The organism is Sporosarcina highlanderae, from assembly GCF_030433715.1.
GTDB classification, from domain to species: Bacteria; Bacillota; Bacilli; order Bacillales_A; family Planococcaceae; genus Sporosarcina; species Sporosarcina highlanderae.
On record NZ_JAROCC010000011.1, the window covers coordinates 12,439 to 32,421 of the forward strand.

The 19,983-nt window shown below is 41.3% G+C and carries 19 protein-coding genes; 12 read left to right on the forward strand and 7 right to left on the reverse strand.

Annotated features, from left to right (window positions below):
• Positions 1–53: 53 nt before the first annotated feature.
• The 4 genes from P5G49_RS13150 (at position 54) to P5G49_RS13165 (ending at position 5,147) form a co-directional block, all read left to right on the forward strand.
• Positions 54–1,586: an ABC transporter ATP-binding protein gene (locus P5G49_RS13150; RefSeq protein ID WP_301244453.1), complete on the forward strand. Its 1,533-nt coding sequence runs from the start codon at positions 54–56 to the stop codon at positions 1,584–1,586.
• A complete protein-coding gene (locus P5G49_RS13155) occupies positions 1,579–2,730 on the forward strand; it encodes an ABC transporter permease (protein ID WP_301244455.1) in 1,152 nt (383 codons plus the stop codon). Before P5G49_RS13150 ends, P5G49_RS13155 begins: the two co-directional genes overlap by 8 nt.
• On the forward strand, positions 2,731–3,690 hold the full coding sequence (locus P5G49_RS13160) for an ABC transporter permease (RefSeq protein WP_301244458.1): 960 nt from the start codon (positions 2,731–2,733) through the stop codon (positions 3,688–3,690).
• 185 nt (positions 3,691–3,875) lie between these two features.
• Positions 3,876–5,147, forward strand: a complete 1,272-nt coding sequence (locus tag P5G49_RS13165) for a RidA family protein (RefSeq protein WP_301244460.1) — start codon at positions 3,876–3,878, stop codon at positions 5,145–5,147.
• A gap of 48 nt (positions 5,148–5,195) precedes the next feature.
• Here P5G49_RS13165 and modB read toward each other — a convergent pair whose 3' ends face one another.
• From modB to P5G49_RS13180, 3 genes are all read right to left on the reverse strand, one after another.
• Positions 5,196–5,876: a molybdate ABC transporter permease subunit gene (gene modB, locus P5G49_RS13170; RefSeq protein WP_301244462.1), complete on the reverse strand. Its 681-nt coding sequence runs from the start codon at positions 5,874–5,876 to the stop codon at positions 5,196–5,198.
• Positions 5,857–6,651, reverse strand: coding sequence for a molybdate ABC transporter substrate-binding protein (gene modA / locus P5G49_RS13175; RefSeq protein WP_301244464.1), 795 nt, complete (start codon positions 6,649–6,651; stop codon positions 5,857–5,859). The genes modB and modA overlap by 20 nt, the downstream gene beginning before the upstream one ends.
• A gap of 137 nt (positions 6,652–6,788) precedes the next feature.
• Positions 6,789–8,501: a transglutaminase domain-containing protein gene (locus tag P5G49_RS13180; protein WP_301244466.1), complete on the reverse strand. Its 1,713-nt coding sequence runs from the start codon at positions 8,499–8,501 to the stop codon at positions 6,789–6,791.
• Between the two features lie 175 nt (positions 8,502–8,676).
• On the opposite strand from P5G49_RS13180, the gene P5G49_RS13185 reads away from it, so the two are divergent.
• The gene (locus tag P5G49_RS13185) at positions 8,677–9,237 is read left to right on the forward strand and encodes a TetR/AcrR family transcriptional regulator (protein WP_301244467.1); all 561 of its coding nucleotides are present in this window, start codon (positions 8,677–8,679) and stop codon (positions 9,235–9,237) included.
• A gap of 105 nt (positions 9,238–9,342) precedes the next feature.
• The gene (locus tag P5G49_RS13190; protein ID WP_301244469.1) at positions 9,343–9,720 is read left to right on the forward strand and encodes an SET domain-containing protein; all 378 of its coding nucleotides are present in this window, start codon (positions 9,343–9,345) and stop codon (positions 9,718–9,720) included.
• Positions 9,721–9,769: 49 nt separating this feature from the next.
• Here P5G49_RS13190 and P5G49_RS13195 read toward each other — a convergent pair whose 3' ends face one another.
• On the reverse strand, positions 9,770–10,228 hold the full coding sequence (locus P5G49_RS13195) for an SRPBCC family protein (protein WP_301244470.1): 459 nt from the start codon (positions 10,226–10,228) through the stop codon (positions 9,770–9,772).
• 591 nt (positions 10,229–10,819) lie between these two features.
• On the opposite strand from P5G49_RS13195, the gene P5G49_RS13200 reads away from it, so the two are divergent.
• Positions 10,820–12,121, forward strand: a complete 1,302-nt coding sequence (locus tag P5G49_RS13200) for a mechanosensitive ion channel family protein (protein ID WP_301244471.1) — start codon at positions 10,820–10,822, stop codon at positions 12,119–12,121.
• 209 nt (positions 12,122–12,330) lie between these two features.
• Positions 12,331–12,798 (forward strand): hypothetical protein, encoded by a 468-nt coding sequence (locus tag P5G49_RS13205; protein WP_301244473.1) that lies wholly within the window; start codon positions 12,331–12,333, stop codon positions 12,796–12,798.
• Positions 12,799–13,077: 279 nt separating this feature from the next.
• Here the strand turns inward: P5G49_RS13205 and P5G49_RS13210 are convergent, their stop codons facing one another.
• On the reverse strand, positions 13,078–13,947 hold the full coding sequence (locus tag P5G49_RS13210; protein ID WP_301244475.1) for a hypothetical protein: 870 nt from the start codon (positions 13,945–13,947) through the stop codon (positions 13,078–13,080).
• Complete coding sequence (locus P5G49_RS13215; RefSeq protein ID WP_301244477.1) at positions 13,856–14,305, reverse strand: hypothetical protein; 450 nt, start codon at positions 14,303–14,305, stop codon at positions 13,856–13,858. The genes P5G49_RS13210 and P5G49_RS13215 overlap by 92 nt, the downstream gene beginning before the upstream one ends.
• Before the next feature lie 599 nt (positions 14,306–14,904).
• On the opposite strand from P5G49_RS13215, the gene P5G49_RS13220 reads away from it, so the two are divergent.
• From P5G49_RS13220 to P5G49_RS13235, 4 genes are all read left to right on the forward strand, one after another.
• Entirely contained in the window at positions 14,905–15,837 is a 933-nt protein-coding gene (locus tag P5G49_RS13220; protein WP_301244479.1) for an urea transporter, read from the forward strand.
• 384 nt (positions 15,838–16,221) lie between these two features.
• Positions 16,222–16,791, forward strand: coding sequence for an alkyl hydroperoxide reductase subunit C (gene ahpC, locus P5G49_RS13225; RefSeq protein WP_301244481.1), 570 nt, complete (start codon positions 16,222–16,224; stop codon positions 16,789–16,791).
• 207 nt (positions 16,792–16,998) lie between these two features.
• Positions 16,999–18,525: an alkyl hydroperoxide reductase subunit F gene (gene ahpF / locus P5G49_RS13230; RefSeq protein WP_301244483.1), complete on the forward strand. Its 1,527-nt coding sequence runs from the start codon at positions 16,999–17,001 to the stop codon at positions 18,523–18,525.
• A 192-nt stretch (positions 18,526–18,717) separates the two neighbouring features.
• Entirely contained in the window at positions 18,718–19,275 is a 558-nt protein-coding gene (locus P5G49_RS13235; protein ID WP_301244485.1) for a cupin domain-containing protein, read from the forward strand.
• Between the two features lie 178 nt (positions 19,276–19,453).
• Here P5G49_RS13235 and P5G49_RS13240 read toward each other — a convergent pair whose 3' ends face one another.
• The gene (locus tag P5G49_RS13240) at positions 19,454–19,957 is read right to left on the reverse strand and encodes a DinB family protein (protein WP_301244487.1); all 504 of its coding nucleotides are present in this window, start codon (positions 19,955–19,957) and stop codon (positions 19,454–19,456) included.
• Positions 19,958–19,983 lie beyond the last annotated feature (26 nt).

Here is a 19,983-nt window from a genome sequence, read left to right on the forward strand (position 1 = left end):
AATGATGAACTTCTATTGTTTTTCCAATTAATGTTGAAGAAGGAGAATGAACGATGTCTGAATATATCGTGGAAATGAAACACATCACAAAACGTTTCCCAGGGATCGTAGCGAATGACGACGTATCCATTGGCATTAAAAAGGGAGAAATCTTTGCATTACTTGGAGAAAATGGTGCAGGTAAGTCAACATTGATGAGCATGCTAAGTGGTATGTACGAACCCGATGAAGGAGAAATCTATATTCGGGGCGAGAAAGTACAAATAAGTTCGCCGAACCATGCAGCAAATCTTAACATCGGAATGGTTCATCAGCATTTTAAGTTAGTCGAAGATTATACGATTACTGAGAATATCATTTTAGGGATTGAGCCCATAAAAAAATTTGCCGGTCTCTTTCCATATGTAGGAATTCGTGGTGCCAATCGTAAAATTGAAGAACTGTCCAAGAAATTCGGGTTGGAAGTCGATCCGACAAAAAAAATTGCCGATTTAACGGTTTCCATGCAACAGCGAGTTGAAATATTAAAGGTGCTTTATCGTGAAGCCGAAATCCTTATTTTTGATGAACCAACGGCAGTACTAACGCCTCAAGAAATCGATTTCCTGTTAGCTATTATCGAAGGTCTTCGAAACAGTGGGAAAACAATCATCCTAATTACACATAAGTTAGAAGAAATTAAAAGAGTTGCCGATCGATGTGCAGTGTTGAATAAAGGTAAATTGATTGATGTGTTGGATGTAGAGACAACTTCAGTCAATTTGATGGCACAGTTAATGGTGGGACGTGAGGTGAACTTTGAATCAGAAAAAACACCTGCACAATTTAAAGAGGAAGTATTGAAAGTAGAACAATTAACCGTGAAAAATGAGGACGGATTTGAAGTAGTCAAAGACGTTTCCTTTACGATACACAGTGGTGAAATATTCGCGATTGCAGGTGTCGCAGATAATGGTCAAGTTGAAATAGCCGATGCCATTGCCGGTTTGATAAAGGCAAGCGGCGGAAAGATATTCCTCAATGGACAAGACATCACGAATGACAGTATAAGAAACAGAACTGAATCTGGAATCTCTTATATACCTGAAGATCGACAGAAATTCGGATTGTTTTTGGACTTTGATTTATCGACGAATTTAGGTTCAAAACAGTACTACAAAAAGCCGTTTTCAAATAAAGGGATTTTAAATAAACAGGAATTTGATCAATTCGGTACTCAGTTGATTGAAAAATATGATATTCGAAGTGGACAAGGGATCAAGACGCAAGTTCGTTCCATGAGTGGCGGGAACCAACAAAAGGCCATCATTGCTCGTGAGATCGAATTGCAATCCCCACTTATGATTTTCGTTCAGCCAACACGAGGAGTGGATATAGGTGCAATCGAAAATATTCATCGGATGATGATTGAACAACGCGATCAAGGAAAAGCTATCTTACTGGTTTCGTTGGAGTTAGACGAAATTATGAATGTAGCGGATACGATCGGTGTGATCTATAATGGCCAGCTTCAAAAAGTTGCAAGCAGTGATTCATTAACGACGAATGAAGTCGGCGAATATATGATGGGGGCTAAGCATGAGTAAAGATAATAAGAAAACAAGCTTACGTTATCGTCTGTTATGGCCGATACGGAATGAGAAATGGCAACCGATCACCATTCCGGTAGCCTCTATACTTTTCAGTTTTATTGTTGCGGCAATCGTCATACTGTTGCTTGGCAAAAATCCGATTCAAGCATTTTACAACTTGTTCCAAGGGGCGGGGATTTTCCCGAAAGCAACGTATGCTGGTTATAAGAGCATGCTGACTGACTTTTTGAGTTTGTTAGACGCTATGACGCCACTTGTATTTGCCAGTTTGGCGGTGGCTGTTGCCCTCAGAGCAGGCCTATTTAATATTGGTGTTTCTGGACAAATGCTCTTCTCCGGTTTTATAGCAACCATTATTGTTGGCTACAGTGGGTTAGATGCATTCGTTGCTAAGCCGCTTGTGTTGCTGATTGGAATGATTGCTGGGGGATTGATGGGCGGTCTTGTTGGGTGGTTAAAATATAAGTTTAACATTCATGAAGTTGTAACTACGATTATGCTAAATTACATCGCTCAGTATGTGATAAGCTTCTTCATTCATAATTATTATATTGACCCGGTTTCAAGACAATCCAAATACATTACGGAAGCAGCAAGATTGACGTTAGTAAATTTCGAGTTCGCAAACCTGAAAATGGATATTCCATTAGGCTTTATTTTGGCAATTGCAGTCGCGATTTTCGTCAAGTTTCTATTGGACAAAACAGTCGTTGGTTTTGAAATAAAAGCAGTTGGATCTAACCGTGATGCAGCGAAATATACAGGCATAAAGGTCGGAAGTAATATGATCTTAGCAATGATCATTTCAGGAGGTTTGGCCGGCCTTGCGGGTGTGACGTATTATTTAGGCGATTTTGCTTCCATTCAACCAAAGGTATTAACAAGTCTCGGATTTGACTCCATTGCGGTGGCGCTATTGGGTAACTCCCATCCAATCGGGATTATTTTTTCATCCTTCTTAATATCGATTATTGATCAAGGAAGTACGTATATGAGTTCACAGGCCGGAATCAGACAGGAAATTGCTTCTGTAATCATCGGGTTAATCCTATTGTTTAGTGCATGTGGCGCGTACGTGAAGCATAAAGTCAGCCGCTTGAAGGAAAAAGAAGTGGATCGAAAGGACAGTGAATCATAAATGGATACGATTATTATTGATGGATTATCCTTTGCTCTGCCTCTTTTCATCATGGCAATTGGCGGTATATATAGTGAGAAAAGTGGGATTACCAATTTAGCACTTGAAGGTTTTCAAGGTTTCGGGGCATTCATCGGGGCTATGTCAGCTGTTTTGATCGCAAATGCTTCTGGAGCAGCTGTTGAGAATATGTTCTACGTGGCGCTCATATTTGCGATGATTGGCGGAATGGGTTTTTCCGTTATCCATGCTGTATTAAGTATTAAATTTAAGGCCAATCAAGTAATTAGTGGGGTCGTTATTAATATTTTGGCGTTAGCCCTGACGACTTTCTTAACAACACAGATCAATGCACTTGTATTCGGTGCAGCTTCGGACAAGTTCCGATTAGGTGTATCGGAGCGTTTTACCATTGACGGTTTAGCCAATATACCTGTAATTGGTGCGGTATTTACGGATGTGTATCCGTTCGAAGTGATCATCATTGTGATTGCTATTTTTGCTTGGTATGTATTGTATAAAACGAAGTTTGGTTTGCGCCTAAGAGCGAGTGGGGAGAATCCTCAATCCGTAGATGCAGCAGGTGTAAATGTTTATAAAATAAGATTTTCCGCGGTTCTTATATCAGGAATGCTATCGGGTCTCGCTGGTATGTGTTTTGCCTATTCCATTTCTGCGCAATTTTCTTCGGGTATTTATATGGGATATGGATTCTTGGCCATTGCGGCATTAATCTTTGGCAACTGGAGAATTCTCCCGACTTTAGCGGCTTGTCTATTATTTGGTTTTGCTAAATCCGGGGGAATGTATATCGCACAGGCAATGGCATTGCCAAGCAGTTTCACTGATTTATTCATGATTCTACCGTATGTATTAACATTATTGTTATTGATCTTTTTCTCTAAAACAAACCGTGCTCCGAGGGCGTTGGGTGAAATTTACGATAAAGGAAAGAGATAAAAAACTTTTAGAGGCTTCTCATTAGTTCAGTGAACTTTTGAGAAGCCTCTTTTGCCGTTTCTTACATAACGTTGGCTAAAATGAACAAAGACTGCTATAATTGCATAGCACTTAGAGCGGTTTAGAACGGCTTTTTCAGTGCATACTTTAGTTAGTAAATATTTATCAAGAAGGGAAATCGTATTATGAGCAACTATAACGCAGTATCAGCAAAAAATACGGAAAATGCTCCAAACGGTAACGGTCTTTATTCACAATCTGTAGCGTTTTCTCATTACAATAATCTTTCAGCGCAATTGCCGATTGATCCATCAACAGGTAAATTGGTAGCTGGTGGTATTAAAGAGCAAGCTGAACAATGCTTTAACAATATCAAGGCAATTGTAGACAGCATCGATCATGTTATGAGCGATATCGTTAGAATTACGGTATTCGTTAAGGATATTAAAGATGTTGACGCTGTAGACGAAGTTTATAAAACATACTTCCCAACTTATGTTCCTGCACGGACAACAGTTGCAGTTGCAGCTTTGCCTATGGATGCTATGGTACAAGTTGAAGCACTTCTTTCACACGGTGTAGGTTCAATTCCAAACGCACCACAAGCAGGCGACCTTGTAAAGCTTACAAATAACACTCCGAATGCACCTACAAGTGCTCTATCTACACAAACTGTGGCTTTCTCACATTACAATTATCTTTCAGCTCAATTGCCGATCGATCCCACAACTGGCCGCTTCGTAATTGGCGGTGTACAAGAGCAGGCAAGACAGTGCTTGAAAAACATCAAAGCAATTTTAGAAAGCATCGACGTTCCTTTTGACGATATCGTTAAAATGACGATCTTCGTTAAAGACCTTAAGGATATGGAAGCGGTAAACGAAGTTTATTCAACATTCTTCCCAGACTCCGCTATCGCTAGAACTGTTGCATATGTACCTGCACGGACAGTAGTTGAAGCTGCAGATCTACCTATGGGTGCTTTAGTACAAATGGAAGCGGTTGTATCTCACGGAGATGGAACGCCTCCACAAGCTATTGAAGACAGACATGGAATCGTTATCTGGGCACGCAACACTGACAATGCACCAAAGAGTTCATTGTCTACACAAACTGTAGCGTTCTCTCATTATAATCACCTTTCAGGTCAATTACCTTTAGATCCAAAAACTGGCAAATTGGTAGCTGGTGGTGTAAAAGAGCAAGCTGAACAGTGCTTGAAAAATGTTAAGGCAATTATCGAAAGTATCGACCACGTTATGGAAGATGTCGTTAAAGTGAATATCTTCGTTAAAAATATCGCGGATATGGATGCTGTAGACGAAGTTTACAAAACATTCTTCCCAGGCGGAACTCCTGCACGAAGAACAGTTGGCGTATCAGCATTACCTGAAGATGCGTTAATCCAATTCGATGTAGTTTTAGGAAACGCTGAAGGAACTCCTCCACAAGCATAACAAAAAAGATCAAAGAGGCTCTATTTACACGAGCCCCTTTGATCTTTTTTATTCTTGTTTTATTCGGACGGTCAGCAACATGATAAAGGAAAGAATGACGATTGAAATAACCCACATCCAAGCCATTGTCATATTCCCGGAATCAAGGGCTATATAAATTGCTGTTGGTATGGTCTGTGTTTTCCCTGGAATGTTACCTGCGAACATCAGGGTGGCACCAAATTCCCCTAATGCCCTTGCAAAACTTAATATACTTCCAGTAATAAGGGACTTTGAAGCCAAAGGTACGGAAATGAGTAGAAATAGCTTCCATTCATTCGCCCCGTCTACTCTAGCTGCATCTTCAATGTCACGGCTCACCCCATGGAATCCTGATTTTGCGGACTGATACATTAGTGGAAACGCTACAACAATTGAAGCGATTACAGCAGCCCACCATGTAAAAATAATGGGCTGTTTAAAAATCCATTCAATTGCTTGCCCGGCTATACTGTTTTTTCCAAAAATAACTATAAGAAAAAAACCGACAACTGTTGGAGGAAGAACCATTGGGAGCATGAATACTGTCTCTAAAATGGCTTTCCCTTTAAAAGACTGTCTTGCTAATAGGCGCCCCGCCAATGTTCCGATTATAATAACGACGATGCCAGAAATAGTAGCTATCTTCAGAGATAACCAAATAGGATTCAGAAATTCATTCATAAAATCTCTATCTAATAATAAATCCATACTTTTCAAATACCTTTATCGCATCTTCGCTTTGTACGTACTCATAAAATTTCTTTGCTGCATCGTATTGGGCAGAATTCTTAATGATGCCAACAGGATAAATAATCGGAGTGTGCGTGGACTGATCAGCAGCTGCTACAATTTTCGCTTTATCTGAAAGTAGTGCATCTGTCTTATAGACAATACCAGCATCTACATTTCCGGATTCCACATAGGATAATACTTGACGGACATCTTTCGCATATACTACTTTTGGTTCAATAACGTTCCATATATCCATCTTCTTAAGGGATTCTTTTGAATACTTACCTGCAGGCACGGTTTCAGGAGTTCCGATTGAAATTTGGCCGACCTCAGCATTGGTAAGAGCTTCGAAACTTTTAATAGCATTACTCACTTCGGGGACAACCAAAACAAGTTCATTTCCAAGAAGGTCTAAACCGTCTTCTTTTGCAATAATTCCTTCTTCTACCAATATGTCAAACTTATCCTTTGCTGCCGAGAAAAACAAATCGACCGGCGCTCCGTTTGTGATTTGCTGCTGTAAAGAACCGGAAGCTCCGAAATTGAATTTAAGAGTGACTTCGGGATGTTCTTCTTTGTAACTTCGCTGAATCTCATCCAATGAATCTTTTAAACTAACTGCTGCGGAAATGATTAATTCAACATTTCCTTTACTTTCTGAACTTCGATTTATGTTCTGGTTATTAGAACATGCTACTGTTATTATAAGTAAGATTAAAAGAATACAGGCATACATAGCCTTTTTTTTCATGTTTCCACCTTACCTTTCAATACTATGCTTTGTTATTATAAAGCTTACCATAAGCGATAGCGGTAGCTAAAAAAGATGTCTCTTTCAGTATACAAAGCGAGCGGTTTCTTGAATGAATCAAGAAATCGCTCGCTTTGTCAATATTGCACACCATGTCGGGAATGCGTTTTGAATACTTCCTCAGTTGGTTCGAAATAATCTTCCGTGTAATTCGCTACAAATTCACCTTTTTGTATATAGCCGGCACCCCATGTTGGGTCCATCGTCAGCCATTCTCCATCGACTTTCACTTCCACCCATGCGTGGCGCGCAAAATTGAAGCCGGAGCCGGCCGTTCCTGCTATATATCTTGCTTCCATGCCGGACGCCCGAAGCAAGGCAAGGGCAAGGTATGTGTAGTCCTGGCAAATACCTTTTTCAAGTTCAAGCACTTTTAATGCACTGTCATCCCAGTTAAAATCGCTGTTTTTCTGTTTTTCCACGTCATATGCAATTGATTTTGCTGTAAATTCATAGATAGCTTTCGCTTTCTCGCGATCTGACATCCCATCGGTTATGAGTTCTTCTGCAATCGCGATAATTTCAGGGGCATCGGATTGAACTCCCCGTGATGGTAATATATCGCGTTGATCTTCGGTACCTGTGCTTTCTACGGTGAATTGGGCAACGTATTCATAGTAAAACTTGGAACTGTTTTTCTCTTTTATTTCCGGAACACTAACGATTACATCATATGTCCCTGGTCCGAAGCGTAAATAGAATTCATCATCGAATGAATAATCTTTTACAGGAATGACGGATAGAGCCTCTTCGCCATCTTTTTTCGTTGTAATATAAAGATGCGTCGTCTCTTTAGCAAATGGAGCATCTTTGTCGATGGTTCCTTTTATGCGATACGTTAAATTGGTCTCTTCACCGCCAACCGTTGGATAGGTGAGGTTGACACCACGTTCATGATAGGTCGTCATGTACTGAATCGGTTCAGTGACAAGTTCCGATTCATTGTCTATATAAAGAACTGTGCCTTCTTGGAAATAGTTACTTTTTTCCTCGTCTGGCACGTAGACTTTTAATTCATGGATACCTTTTCCGTAAAATAAAGGGACGTCATACGTGAACTTCCCGTCTTTAACAGGAAGGACATGCTTCCACTTTTCTCCATCTTTTTTCATTTCAAGCATCACTGCTTCGTTTGGTCCTTTAATAGAGGAGAGTTCTCCTTTAAGTTTGAAAATCTCGTTTTCTTTAACATAACCACTTGCTGGTGCCTCAAGCGACAATCCCGCTTCCTGTGCAAAAGGGGTATACGTAAGGTCCCGCTGCATATTGGGGTTAACGTTATAGACCGTGAACTTTGCAAGATCGTAGTAATAATTTTTTCGATCCTTGCTTGGGAGCAACACAGTTACTCTGTATTCCCCCTCTCCGTTAAACAGCCTTACATTCTGTTTGAACCTGCCATCCTTGATAGGTGCATAATATTCCATCGAGTCGCCGAGATGCGCTTCTCCATCAAACTTGATTTTGATCCACACATAGTTTTCTTGTAACTGGTCCTGATTTTCTACCGTTCCTTCAACTCTTACGAATTCATCCACCGCAAAGTTTGTGTGTGTGGGTTCTATCAGGGTAGCACCCACTTTTTCGCTATAACTTGTAAGTTCCAAAGGCACCATTTCAAGTTCAGCGTTTTTCTTTTCAATGGCAGCTTTAAAATCTTTCTTTTGCTCCTGCTTTTGAACGGGCGTTGGCTGCGATTCATCCACGGAAGCAGATTTATTCGCACATGCGCCTAATGATAACAGGCACATCAGTGAAACCATCAGTATATGTAATTTTTTCATAGACATCGGATTCCCCCTTGTAATTTTTGGATATGTCTACTATAACAAGTTTTCGGAACAATTTCTTATGCCAATAGATTGGGGTCTATAGTAGCCCTTTTGCAGGCTTATATTTTTACACTGTTAAAGTTTTTACTCTATAATTGATAATTAAGTCATATTTAATGTAGGGGTGAGATAAATGACTCAATCAAAGGTGGATCCTCGAATTCTGCGTACGCGTAAATTAATTACGGATGCATTTATAGAACTTTCGGGCCGAAAGGAATTTAAGGATATTACCGTCAAGGATATTACAGCTGAGGCCATGATTAATCGTGCCACATTTTATTATCATTTTGAAGATATATACGACCTATTGGAAAAAGCGTTGTCAGAAGTATTGTTAATTGATTTGAATTGTGAAACGTACCAAGATAACGAATTAAATGAGCAAACTTTGGTCGATATTTTTAAGGTCATTACAAATTTTCAAATGTCATTGTCTAATCGGTGTCATAGGGGATATGAAGATACAATTGCCCGTATTATTCGGGAACAGCTTGAAGTTATCTTTTATAAAATGTTACTAAACCAACAGCCTACTGTAGATGACGAAGCGTTGAAGCTTACGGGGGTCATGTTAAGCTGGGGACTTTACGGGGCATCTGTCGAATGGAAAAGAAATAGTACAGTAAAGCCAGAGGCATTTATTAAATCAGCAATACCTTATATCATTTCCGGAATTGGATTAGGGTCATAGCGTATTGCCAAATTCACCTGCATTCCGAAAAAATAAAATATCCCTAACTGTGTAGATTAATGTTATAGTTGGAAAGTATATTTTACAGATGAGAAGGTGAGCAAGATGATTGAAGTGAAAACATCTGCACTTAGTGACGGAGAATTCAATAGAGGCGTATTCGCTACATGCGATATTAAAAAAGGTTCGATTCTACACGAAGCTCCAGTTATTGCATATCCAAATGACCAACATTCGCATATTGAGCAAACACTTTTAGCTGATTATGCGTTTGAGTATGGGGTGAATCATACCGCAATCCTTCTTGGATATGGAATGTTATTCAACCATTCATATACTCCGAATGCAACGTATGAAATCAGTTTTGAAAAACATACATTTGACTTTTATGCTTATAAAGATATAAAAGCAGGAGAAGAAATTCTGATCAATTATAATGGCGAAGTGGATGACGATGAACTTTTATGGTTTGATCAGCAATAAAAAGGGTGGCTGTTACCGTTAATATCGGTGACTGCCATCCTTTTTAGGTTTACACTCTTTTCAGTTCGATATTCGTAATTTCCTCTGCAACCGCGTTCGTAAAATCTTCGACTGTTTTTGGGACGAATGACTTGAGAATCGCATTTATCATCGGTCCCATAACTCCTTTTGCAGAGATGTCCAAATTCCCGTGCATGACTGTTAGGGAATCTGAAGTCGTCGCCTCTGCTTTAAAATAGCCATTGCCCGCGAAGTTTTCATTCAAACCCCTTAAGGCGAAGGTGACAAGGGTTGGTTCTCTCCATTCCGTGATATTAATTTGTAGCTTGATCGTCTTTTGCATAATGCCAATATCACCTTTGAACGTCCACGTCGATTGTGTGTCGCTCAAAATCGAATGTTCGATATAACCAGGGACGAGCGGCGCCCATCTGTTCATATCACTGACGAAATCCCATATCTTCCCTATAGGTAAATCCAATACCGTACTATGTGTTCCGCTTGGCATCTCGTTCCTCCTCTACTTGTAGAACGTTTACAACATAGCTTATTTTACGCGAGTGGATGTTGTAGATATGCATGTTGCTGCACTGCAAAATTAGATTTTTCTAATATAGTGAATAGTCCAATCCTAACGGTTTCGATAGCGTATTCTACAAGGACAGGTTTAAAGGGGGGGGAATAGGTTTGAGAAATCCAGAAGAATTTCGTGGACATGAGATGCGTCACGTGCATCGACATGAACACGTACACCACCATGTACATCATATGTCTCATCATATGAGGCATCATACGGGACACCACCATCACAATATCGTGCAGCCGGTAAATTATTACCCTATGGGTCATCATCATCACCATAACATGGGACATCATCATTTTGGAGGGTTTAATCGTTTTTGAAGTTGAAATTATATTGTAGAAGGGGCTGTCCAGAAAGTCAGTAAAAACTGACTTTCCGTGACAGCCTTTTCAATCTCAGACGATATTTACTTTAGGGACTAATCGGACAGCCCCTTCTTTCCGTATTCGGAATTGTGTAAGTGCTTGTTTCCTATGTTATAATGACCTCCAACCATACATAGTACGGAGGGGAAAAATGAATTTCATTCGTAACCAGTTATTGGAGTACGGAGTGGATGCGGCGTGGGTTGACACGTTTTCAATTGTTATCCTTGTCACTTTCGTCATGCTCCTATGTATCATTGCGAATTTTATCACGAAGCAAGTGATTATAAGATTTATTGCGCATGTTGTAAAAAAGAACAATATTAAATGGGGCAATATGTTATTGGAGCGAAAGGTGCTTCGACAATTATCCCATTTTGTACCTGCCATAATCATTTACTATTTTGCATCGTCTTTTCCGACTTACAAAATAGCAATCCAAACATTGGCCCTAACATACATGATGATTGTGGCATTCAGTGTCGTCAATCGATTATTGACTGTGTTCAATGATATTTATCAAACGTATGAAATTTCAAAAACGAAACCGGTTAAAGGATATATTCAAGTTACCAAGATTATGGTAATCATCATCGGTACTGTTTTGGTGATTGCCAATCTAATGGGGGAAAGCCCGTTTATTCTGCTGAGCGGGATTGGCGCCCTTTCAGCTGTATTCATGCTGGTGTTCAAGGATTCATTATTAGGTCTTGTTGCGGGAGTACAGTTGTCTGCAACTGAAATGGTGCGAGTTGGGGACTGGATTGAAATGCCGAAATATGGTGCAAATGGTGATATCATTGATATTTCGTTGAATACAGTTGCGGTGCGGAACTTCGACCAGACCGTGACAATGATTCCAAGTTACGCTCTCATTTCTGATTCATTCATCAACTGGCGCGGTATGCAGGAATCAGGTGGGCGCCGAATTAAGCGCGCATTGTATATCGATACATCGAGCATTCAGTTTTGCACGGAGGAAATGATCGAGCACTATAAAAATATCCATATTCTGAAAGATTATATTGTGGGGCGTGAACAAGAAATTGAGAAGTATAATCGTGTAAATCAGGTGGACCGTAGCAATATCGTCAACGGAAGGGCACTGACCAATATAGGGGTATTTCGAGCGTATATTAATGAATACATTAAACGCCACCCGGGTATTCATCAGGAAAAGACGTTAATGGTCCGCCAGTTGGCGCCGGCCGAGCATGGTCTTCCGATAGAGGTTTATGCGTTTGCGAATAGTGTAAAATGGACGGTCTATGAGACTGTGCAGGCTGATATTTTTGATCATCTATTTGCGGTTGCAGATGAATTCGGGCTTCGCATATTCCAAAACCCGACAGGCAGTGATATAAAAGCGCTGAGCCAGGAATTGAGAGGCGAAGGTGCCTGTGCAACATACAATTCAGTAAATACACTACAATTGAATAAAATAAATGAATAAGCCGACCCAATCAAGACGTGGACGGCTTCTTTCTGCATGTATATAAATTTTATTGAATTACCATAAATATGTGGTGCACAGGCACCAAAAAGGGCACAGGAAAGACTGGTTTTTGGGGGCTATTCATTATATGTAAACATGGGTTATAGTCTAAATAGTTTTATTTACCTAACATAGTCTACAAGGAGTCTTTGAAAAGGGGGGTAAATATGAGAAATACAGAAGAAGTTCATAGCGGGCAAGAGCGTCGCCAGGAGCATCGCCAGGAGCACCGCCGGGAGCATCGCCACGAGCATCGACATGAGCATCACCATGAGCACATTCATCGCCAGGAGCACCGCCAGGAGCATCGACATGAGCGTCACCACGAGCATCACCATGAGCACATTCATCACCATCATCGTCACATTCCGCATGTTCAACATGTAGGCCATCCAACAGGGCACCATATGGGACACCAACAAATGATTCAAAATGTAAATTTGTTCCTTGAAGATCATAACGAGATGGTTCAACGTTTAAATTTTTCTCCGGTAGGTTATCACCAAATGGTTCAACCTATAAATTTCTATCCTGAAGGTCTTCACCCAATGGTTCAACCTATGAATTTTTTCCCTGAAGGGCATCACGGATGCCACTGCTGTCACATGGGACATTTTAGAGGATTCAAATGTTGAACTCAGACTTGCACTCAATTCGCATGTTTGGATGCCTGTGCAGCGCACTATTCAGATTGTTTGGGTACCTGTGAAGCACACTATTCAATTCAGATTGTTTGGGTGCCTGTGCAGCACACTATTCAGATAATTAACTGCAATTGTATGAGGAAAATAAAAAATCCGACCAAATTAAAACTTGGTCGGAGATGATTAACCGTAAAGCATACGGCTCAGGCAGGGAATGGAAACATTTCCTGTTGTGTGTTCATATATTCAGTTTTATTTCTTTTTATGATTTTACTTTTTTAGCAATCCGAAGAAAGACTGGTAAGCTGTAACTACTTGGTTGTAATATCCGATTAACTTGTCCCAAACCGTTGTTTGAACTTCTTCTGTAATTGTTTCTTCAGCAGCTTCTTCGTCTACAGCTGGTGCTTCAGTTACATCTTCATCCTCAGCAGGAACTTCAATAGCATCGTCGCCTTCGACCGCGTCATCGCCTTCAACTGCATCTTCGCCTTCGACTGCATCGTCGCCTTCGACCGCGTCATCGCCTTCGACTGCGTCATCACCTTCGACTGCATCGTCGCCTTCGACCGCGTCATCGCCTTCGACTGCATCATCGCCTTCGACTGCGTCATCGCCTTCGACTGCATCTTCGCCTTCGACCTCGTCATCGCCTTCGACTGCGTCATCACCTTCGACTGCATCATCGCCTTCGACTGCGTCATCGCCTTCAGCCGGCTCTTCCGCTACCTCTTCACCTTGTAGTGTAATTCCAAGATGATCTTGAATTGCAAGTGTATAGTAATCGAGTAAACTTACATAATTTTGTAGGATGAACTTATATTCATTAAGTTGCTCCTCTGTTATAATTGAATCGGCTTGGTCAGTTGACGATGTATCTTCATTGATATTCTCGTCAGCTGGCTTTTCTGTTTCTTCGGCATCATCTTCAGCCGGAGCGTCAACATCTGCCTCTTCTTCAGCCGGAGCGTCAACATCTGGTTCTTCTTCAGCCGGAGCGTCAACATCTGCTTCTTCTTCAGCCGGAGCGTCAACATCTGCTTCTTCTTCAGCCGGAGCATTCTTCTTCAGCCGGAGCGTCAACATCTGCTTCTTCTTCAGCCGGAGCGTCAACATCTGCTTCTTCTTCAGCCGGAGCATCAACATCTGCCTCTTCTTCAGCTGGTGCATCTACAGCTTCCTCTTCTTTATTAGGTGCGTCCGTAGTGTCATCATCGCCAGTAGTATCATTCGAATCCTCTTCATCCGGCTCTGCTGCTACGAAGTTTTTATTTGCAATGGTACGCATGAATTTCCCTTTTTCAGGTGATCCCGGAATACTTGTTGCATAATAGGAAACCTTTTCGCCGTGGTTTTTAAACTCTTTTTCACCATTTTCAGCTGCTAAAGCTGAACCGCCCGCTCCGAAGATAGCTGCAGTGAGCATTGACGTTGACATTACAAACGGTAAAATTTTCTTTTTCGTGTTCTTCTCATTACGATTCGTTTCTTTAACCAAGAATGATCAAACTCCCTTTTCATAAATTTTTCTTTGACTACCTGATAATTAAGCGAAATAACACACTCTATTCCGTTATGTACATCCGCCTCCTTCTCACAACATGAGTGCAGGGCCAGCAATTTAGTATTCGTTATGAAGCATTCACTCGAATAATTTAGTTGCTCCTCATCTGCACATACCAACAATAACAAAAGTAAATAACAGTGGTGTAACAACCAAATAACAGATAAACATGGAAAGATTAACCTTTGTAATAATATGCGAACATGGCGAAAGCTAAAAAGAGGATATTTTTTAATTAATTAGACCCATATTATCCAATTTATTCCAACGCTAAAACTATTGTCCAAGTGCCCTTTATGGATGCCACATTACTTTATTGCCATGTTGAATGAATAGTCTGAAGGGTCTAATGTTATTTATTACATAGTATTTCAGAGTATTACATTGGCTTGTGAACCTGGTAATCTGTGTTAAAAAGCAGAGATATTGGCGGATACAGTTTACAAAATGAATGAGAGAAGCCTCATAGGAAGGATTATTATGTAACATCTTGGGTACGAATAAGAAAAAGGGGAAAGTAGGGGAGTGACGTAATGGGAATTGGCAAGACTAAAGGAACAAGAAAAAGATTTCCTTTCCTTTTAGCAACAATGAGAGGGATTTCCCAGGTGTTTCTCATCGGAAATTGGGTGACAGGCCTGCTCATATTGGCTGCAATCACAATTACCTCCTTTAAGCTTGGATTAATGGCGTTCCTTTCAGCAGCGATAGGAACGCTTTTTGGACGGTTAGGCGGTGGGCATCCGGTTAGTGTTGAACGCGGGTTGTATGGATATAATCCCATGTTGACAGGGATGGCGCTTTTTCTGTTTTTGGAAGGGCCAGTAAGCTGGGGGATTGCTCTATTTGGTGCGGCCGTTTCGGCTGCATTTACTGCTTCAGTAATGAGATTTCTCCAGCCTGCTGGAATGCCCACCTTGACATTTCCTTATATCGTGACAACATGGCTATTGATGTTATCTTCATATAAATTCGAAGCATTTAAAGTGACGGACAAATTAGTGCCGCAACATTTATCGGATTGGAAGCTGGAGATTGCGGGGGAAATCCATTGGTTAAGTGCCTTTCTTGACGGAGCTGGCCAAATTTTCTTTTTGCAGGGCATACTTGCCGGATTGCTACTCTTTTTAGGAATCTTCGTTGCCGATTGGAAGATGGGGCTTTATGCCATTGCCGGTAATTTCATCGGTATGTTTACCGCATACATACTTGGAGGTGAACATACGCTCATCGATGCAGGGCTATACGGCTATAATGCCATTTTGACGGCACTCGCTGTCGGAGTCGTTTTTCGGGACGGGGCGAATCGGCTCTCACTATACAGTACGATGATCTCTTGCGTTTTGACTGTTGTGTTTATTGGAAGTGTCGATACCATTCTTTTGCCATTCGGGTTACCGGCCTTGACGATGCCGTTCGCTCTAAGCACTTCGATTTTTATAGGCGCAAGGTTGATGATGCGGTAGTTTGGTAAATTGTTTGAGTTCCTATGGAACATACGAGTCGTACATCCCTGTTTTTATTATATTGTGTATATTTCTCATCTTTGCAATAGTTAATAATTGATAACAAGGTTAAGTAGTTGAGAAACACTATTGATTTTAAATCATGTTTTAGCTTGAATGATTGGAGATTCATGCTGTGTCACATACCTGTAACTATTGATATAAAAGGTTTTTGGTGAAATGAAGTGTATCTGTTGACAAAAACCTGTTTCTAAATGATAATGAATATGTAATTAGAATTATTATAGTTAAGCGGCAAGGATTACATCATTTTCATTGCTGGGGTTAGGTTGTGGAGAAATGACCTAAACTAACTATAAATAAACATCCAAGGAGGAATTTTTCATGTCACTAATCGGAAAAGAAATACTACCATTTAAAGCGCAAGCTTACCATAGCGGTACTGGTGAGTTCATCGAGGTAACTGATGAGGACTTAAAAGGGAAATGGAGCATCGTTTGCTTCTACCCTGCAGACTTCACATTCGTTTGCCCGACTGAGCTTGGAGATCTTCAAGATCAATATGCAACTCTTAAAGGGCTTGGTGCTGAAGTTTATTCCGTTTCAACTGACACGCACTTCACGCATAAAGCATGGCACGATCACTCTGAAACGATCAGCAAACTTGAGTATATTATGATCGGTGACCCTTCACAAACGATCTCCCGTAACTTTGATGTATTGGACGAGGAGTCTGGTCTAGCAGATCGCGGAACATTCATCATTGATCCGGACGGCGTTGTTCAAACAGTTGAAATCAATGCTGGCGGAATTGGCCGTGACGCAAGCACGCTTGTCGATAAAATCAAAGCTGCACAATACGTACGCAACAATCCAGGTGAAGTTTGCCCTGCAAAATGGAAAGAAGGCGAAGAAACACTTAAGCCAAGCCTTGACCTTGTAGGTAAAATCTAATTTTACTATTAACTGGATAACAGGACGGCCCCTCCCTTTGAGGGAAAGGGGCCCCTTTGTTTTATTATGGTTATCGGTGGATGTCTTAGATTTTGAATCGAGACCAGTACAATACTGATCTCGCAATCGCTTCCTAAATTGATTCAAAATCTAAGGCGTTTAAGCCGAGTTATATTTAGTTAAAGAAAAAGCCAAGGAGTAGATTACATGTTAGATGCAGATATAAGAGCACAATTGGCCCAGTATCTTGATTTGATGGAGGGCGATGTACTGCTGAAAGTTAGCGTTGGGGAAGATAAAGTGTCGCGTGAAATGGCGTCACTTGTGGATGAATTGGCTACAATGTCATCCCGCATTCAAGTTGAATTGGTAGATTTGGAAAGAACGCCAAGCTTTAGTGTAAACCGTCCTGGAGAAGATACAGGAATTACTTTTGCCGGTATCCCGCTTGGACATGAGTTCACTTCATTGGTTCTTGCTTTATTGCAAGTGAGCGGTAGAGCTCCAAAAGTGGATGACAAAGTGATTAAGCAAGTGAAGGACATTAAAGATACTCTACATTTTGAATCATATATCAGTCTAAGCTGTCAAAACTGCCCTGAGGTTGTACAAGCACTCAACCTTATGAGTGTGTTGAATCCTAACATCACGCATACGATGATTGATGGGGCGGCATTTAAGGAAGAAGTTGAAAGCAAAAACATTCTGGCAGTTCCTACTGTGTACCTTAATGGCGAGCCCTTCACGAATGGTCGTAAGACGATTGAAGAGATTCTTGCTGAACTCGGAAGCGGGCCGGATGCATCTGAATTTGCGGATAAAGATCCGTTTGATGTTCTTGTTGTCGGCGGTGGTCCGGCTGGTGCGAGCGCTGCAATTTACGCGGCTCGTAAAGGGATCCGCACAGGTATTGTTGCTGACCGTTTCGGTGGTCAAGTCCTTGACACGGCTGCAATCGAGAACTTCATTAGTGTGACTCACACGGAAGGACCGAAGCTTGCGGCAAGCCTTGAGGAGCACGTGAAAGAATATAATATCGACATTATGAACTTGCAACGTGCAAAACGTTTGGAGAAGAAAGATTTAATTGAGATTGAATTGGAAAACGGTGCTGTTCTGAAGAGTAAATCCGTGATCCTTTCAACAGGTGCAAGCTGGAGAAATATCGGAGTTCCTGGCGAAGCCGAATTTAGAAACAAAGGCATCGCTTACTGTGTACACTGCGACGGTCCATTATTCACGGGTAAAAAAGTTGCGGTTGTTGGCGGCGGAAACTCGGGAATCGAAGCGGCTATTGACCTTGCTGGTTATACTGAGCATGTAACTGTACTTGAATTCAACGATCAGTTGAAGGCGGATTCTGTTCTACAAGAACGTTTACGAAGCTTGTCTAATGTAACTGTCGTAACGAATGCTCAAACGAAAGAGATCACGGGAACAGATGTAGTGAATGGCGTTACGTATGTCGAACGTGAAACTGGCGAAGAAAAGCATATTGAGATAGCGGGAATCTTCATCCAAATCGGTCTTGTGCCGAATACCGCTTGGCTCGGCGACTCGGTTGAGCGCAACAAATTCGGTGAGATCATTGTTGATAATCGTGGCGCGACGAATGTCCCTGGTGTATTTGCAGCAGGGGACTGCACGGACAGCCCGTTCAAGCAAATCATCATTTCCATGGGATCCGGCGCAACAGCTTCATTAGCTGCAGTTGATTATCTTGTAAGGAATTAATTGAAAACACCAACCAACCGGTTATTGCCGGTTGGTTTTTTTACGTCATTTTAATTATATCTGTCAATGATCGATTTTAGTTAGGAATAGTTTGGTGAGAACAGGGAAGTGAAAAACGACTTCTGCTATTTGTTGTTCTGAATGGCAGACACCTGATTTAGGCAGTGGACATAGGATAAGGAGATTAGGATAATGAAAGGAATGAGAACAATTTATAGTTACCCTACTATGATTCCTTACTACCTTGTCCCAATGACCATGCCCCAAGGGATACCCGTTCAATGGTCACAGCCAAACACTCAATGGCAAGTGGGCAGTAATATGTCGTTTCCCTTGCAAGATTTTGGACCAAACCCATTTGTTGTTAATATGATGGCGGCAGCAATTCAAAACAATAATTATCGAACTGCATTGTGGACCGGGAAACACTTCCAAATAACAGTGATGAGCATCAATGTCGGGGACGATATAGGTTTGGAAGTCCATCCGGATACAGACCAGCTCATATATATTGAACAAGGCCAGGGGCTTGTTCAAATGGGGCCAAGTAAGGACAATCTGAATTTCGTTCGAAATGCAACCGTGAATACTGCGATAGTGGTGCCGGCCGGAACATGGCATAATGTTACAAATAAAGGCCCTACTCCATTGAAATTGTTTATACTTTACGCGCCTCCTCAACATCCATTTGGTACTGTTCATGCGACAAAAGCGATAGCTGAGGAAGAAGAAAAGGGATACGGTCATTGAAAGTCATTGCACCCAATCTACTTTGCTTGGGTTGTTTAGGTACCCAAGTAGTCACTATTTAGATCATACTCTACATTTGTATGAAATAAATGATGAAGCCAACCAAATCTTTGGTTGGCTCTTCTTGTCTTTATATGACTACCTTTGCATAAATGACTGTTTGCACAGGCAACTGCTGTTACACTGTTGGGACAGGTGCGCCGAATGATGCCCATTCTTCCCGCGCTGGGCCGTATACGCCAATTACACGCAGTCCGGCTTGGCGCATGAGTACTGTCATTTGCCCGCGATGGTGCGTTTGATGAGCTGTTAAAATACCGAGTACAGTGCCGTTTGACCATTGTTGTCCGTACATCTCTTTTTGTTCCGCAAGGGATTCGTCCGTCCATTGTTCTTTGATTGTAGCAATCATCGCCTCATTGGAAGTACGATAAGCCTCAGCAATTTCAGCTGCAGTTATAGGTACCGGCAAATTGTGATCCGCTGCTTCAAACTTAAGTCCTGTGCGCGACATCATTTCACCAAGTGATGTCACAATATGCCAAGCGATGCGACCAAGTGTGCGATCTTCAGGAGTAACCTCCGTACTGAGTGATTCATCCGTTAAATTATCCAGTAATTTCTGTGTCGAATTACCTTCATGCTCCCAATGAATAAGGAAACTTTCAATTGTTGAAAACATAATAAGATCCCCCTTTTTTCCGTCTC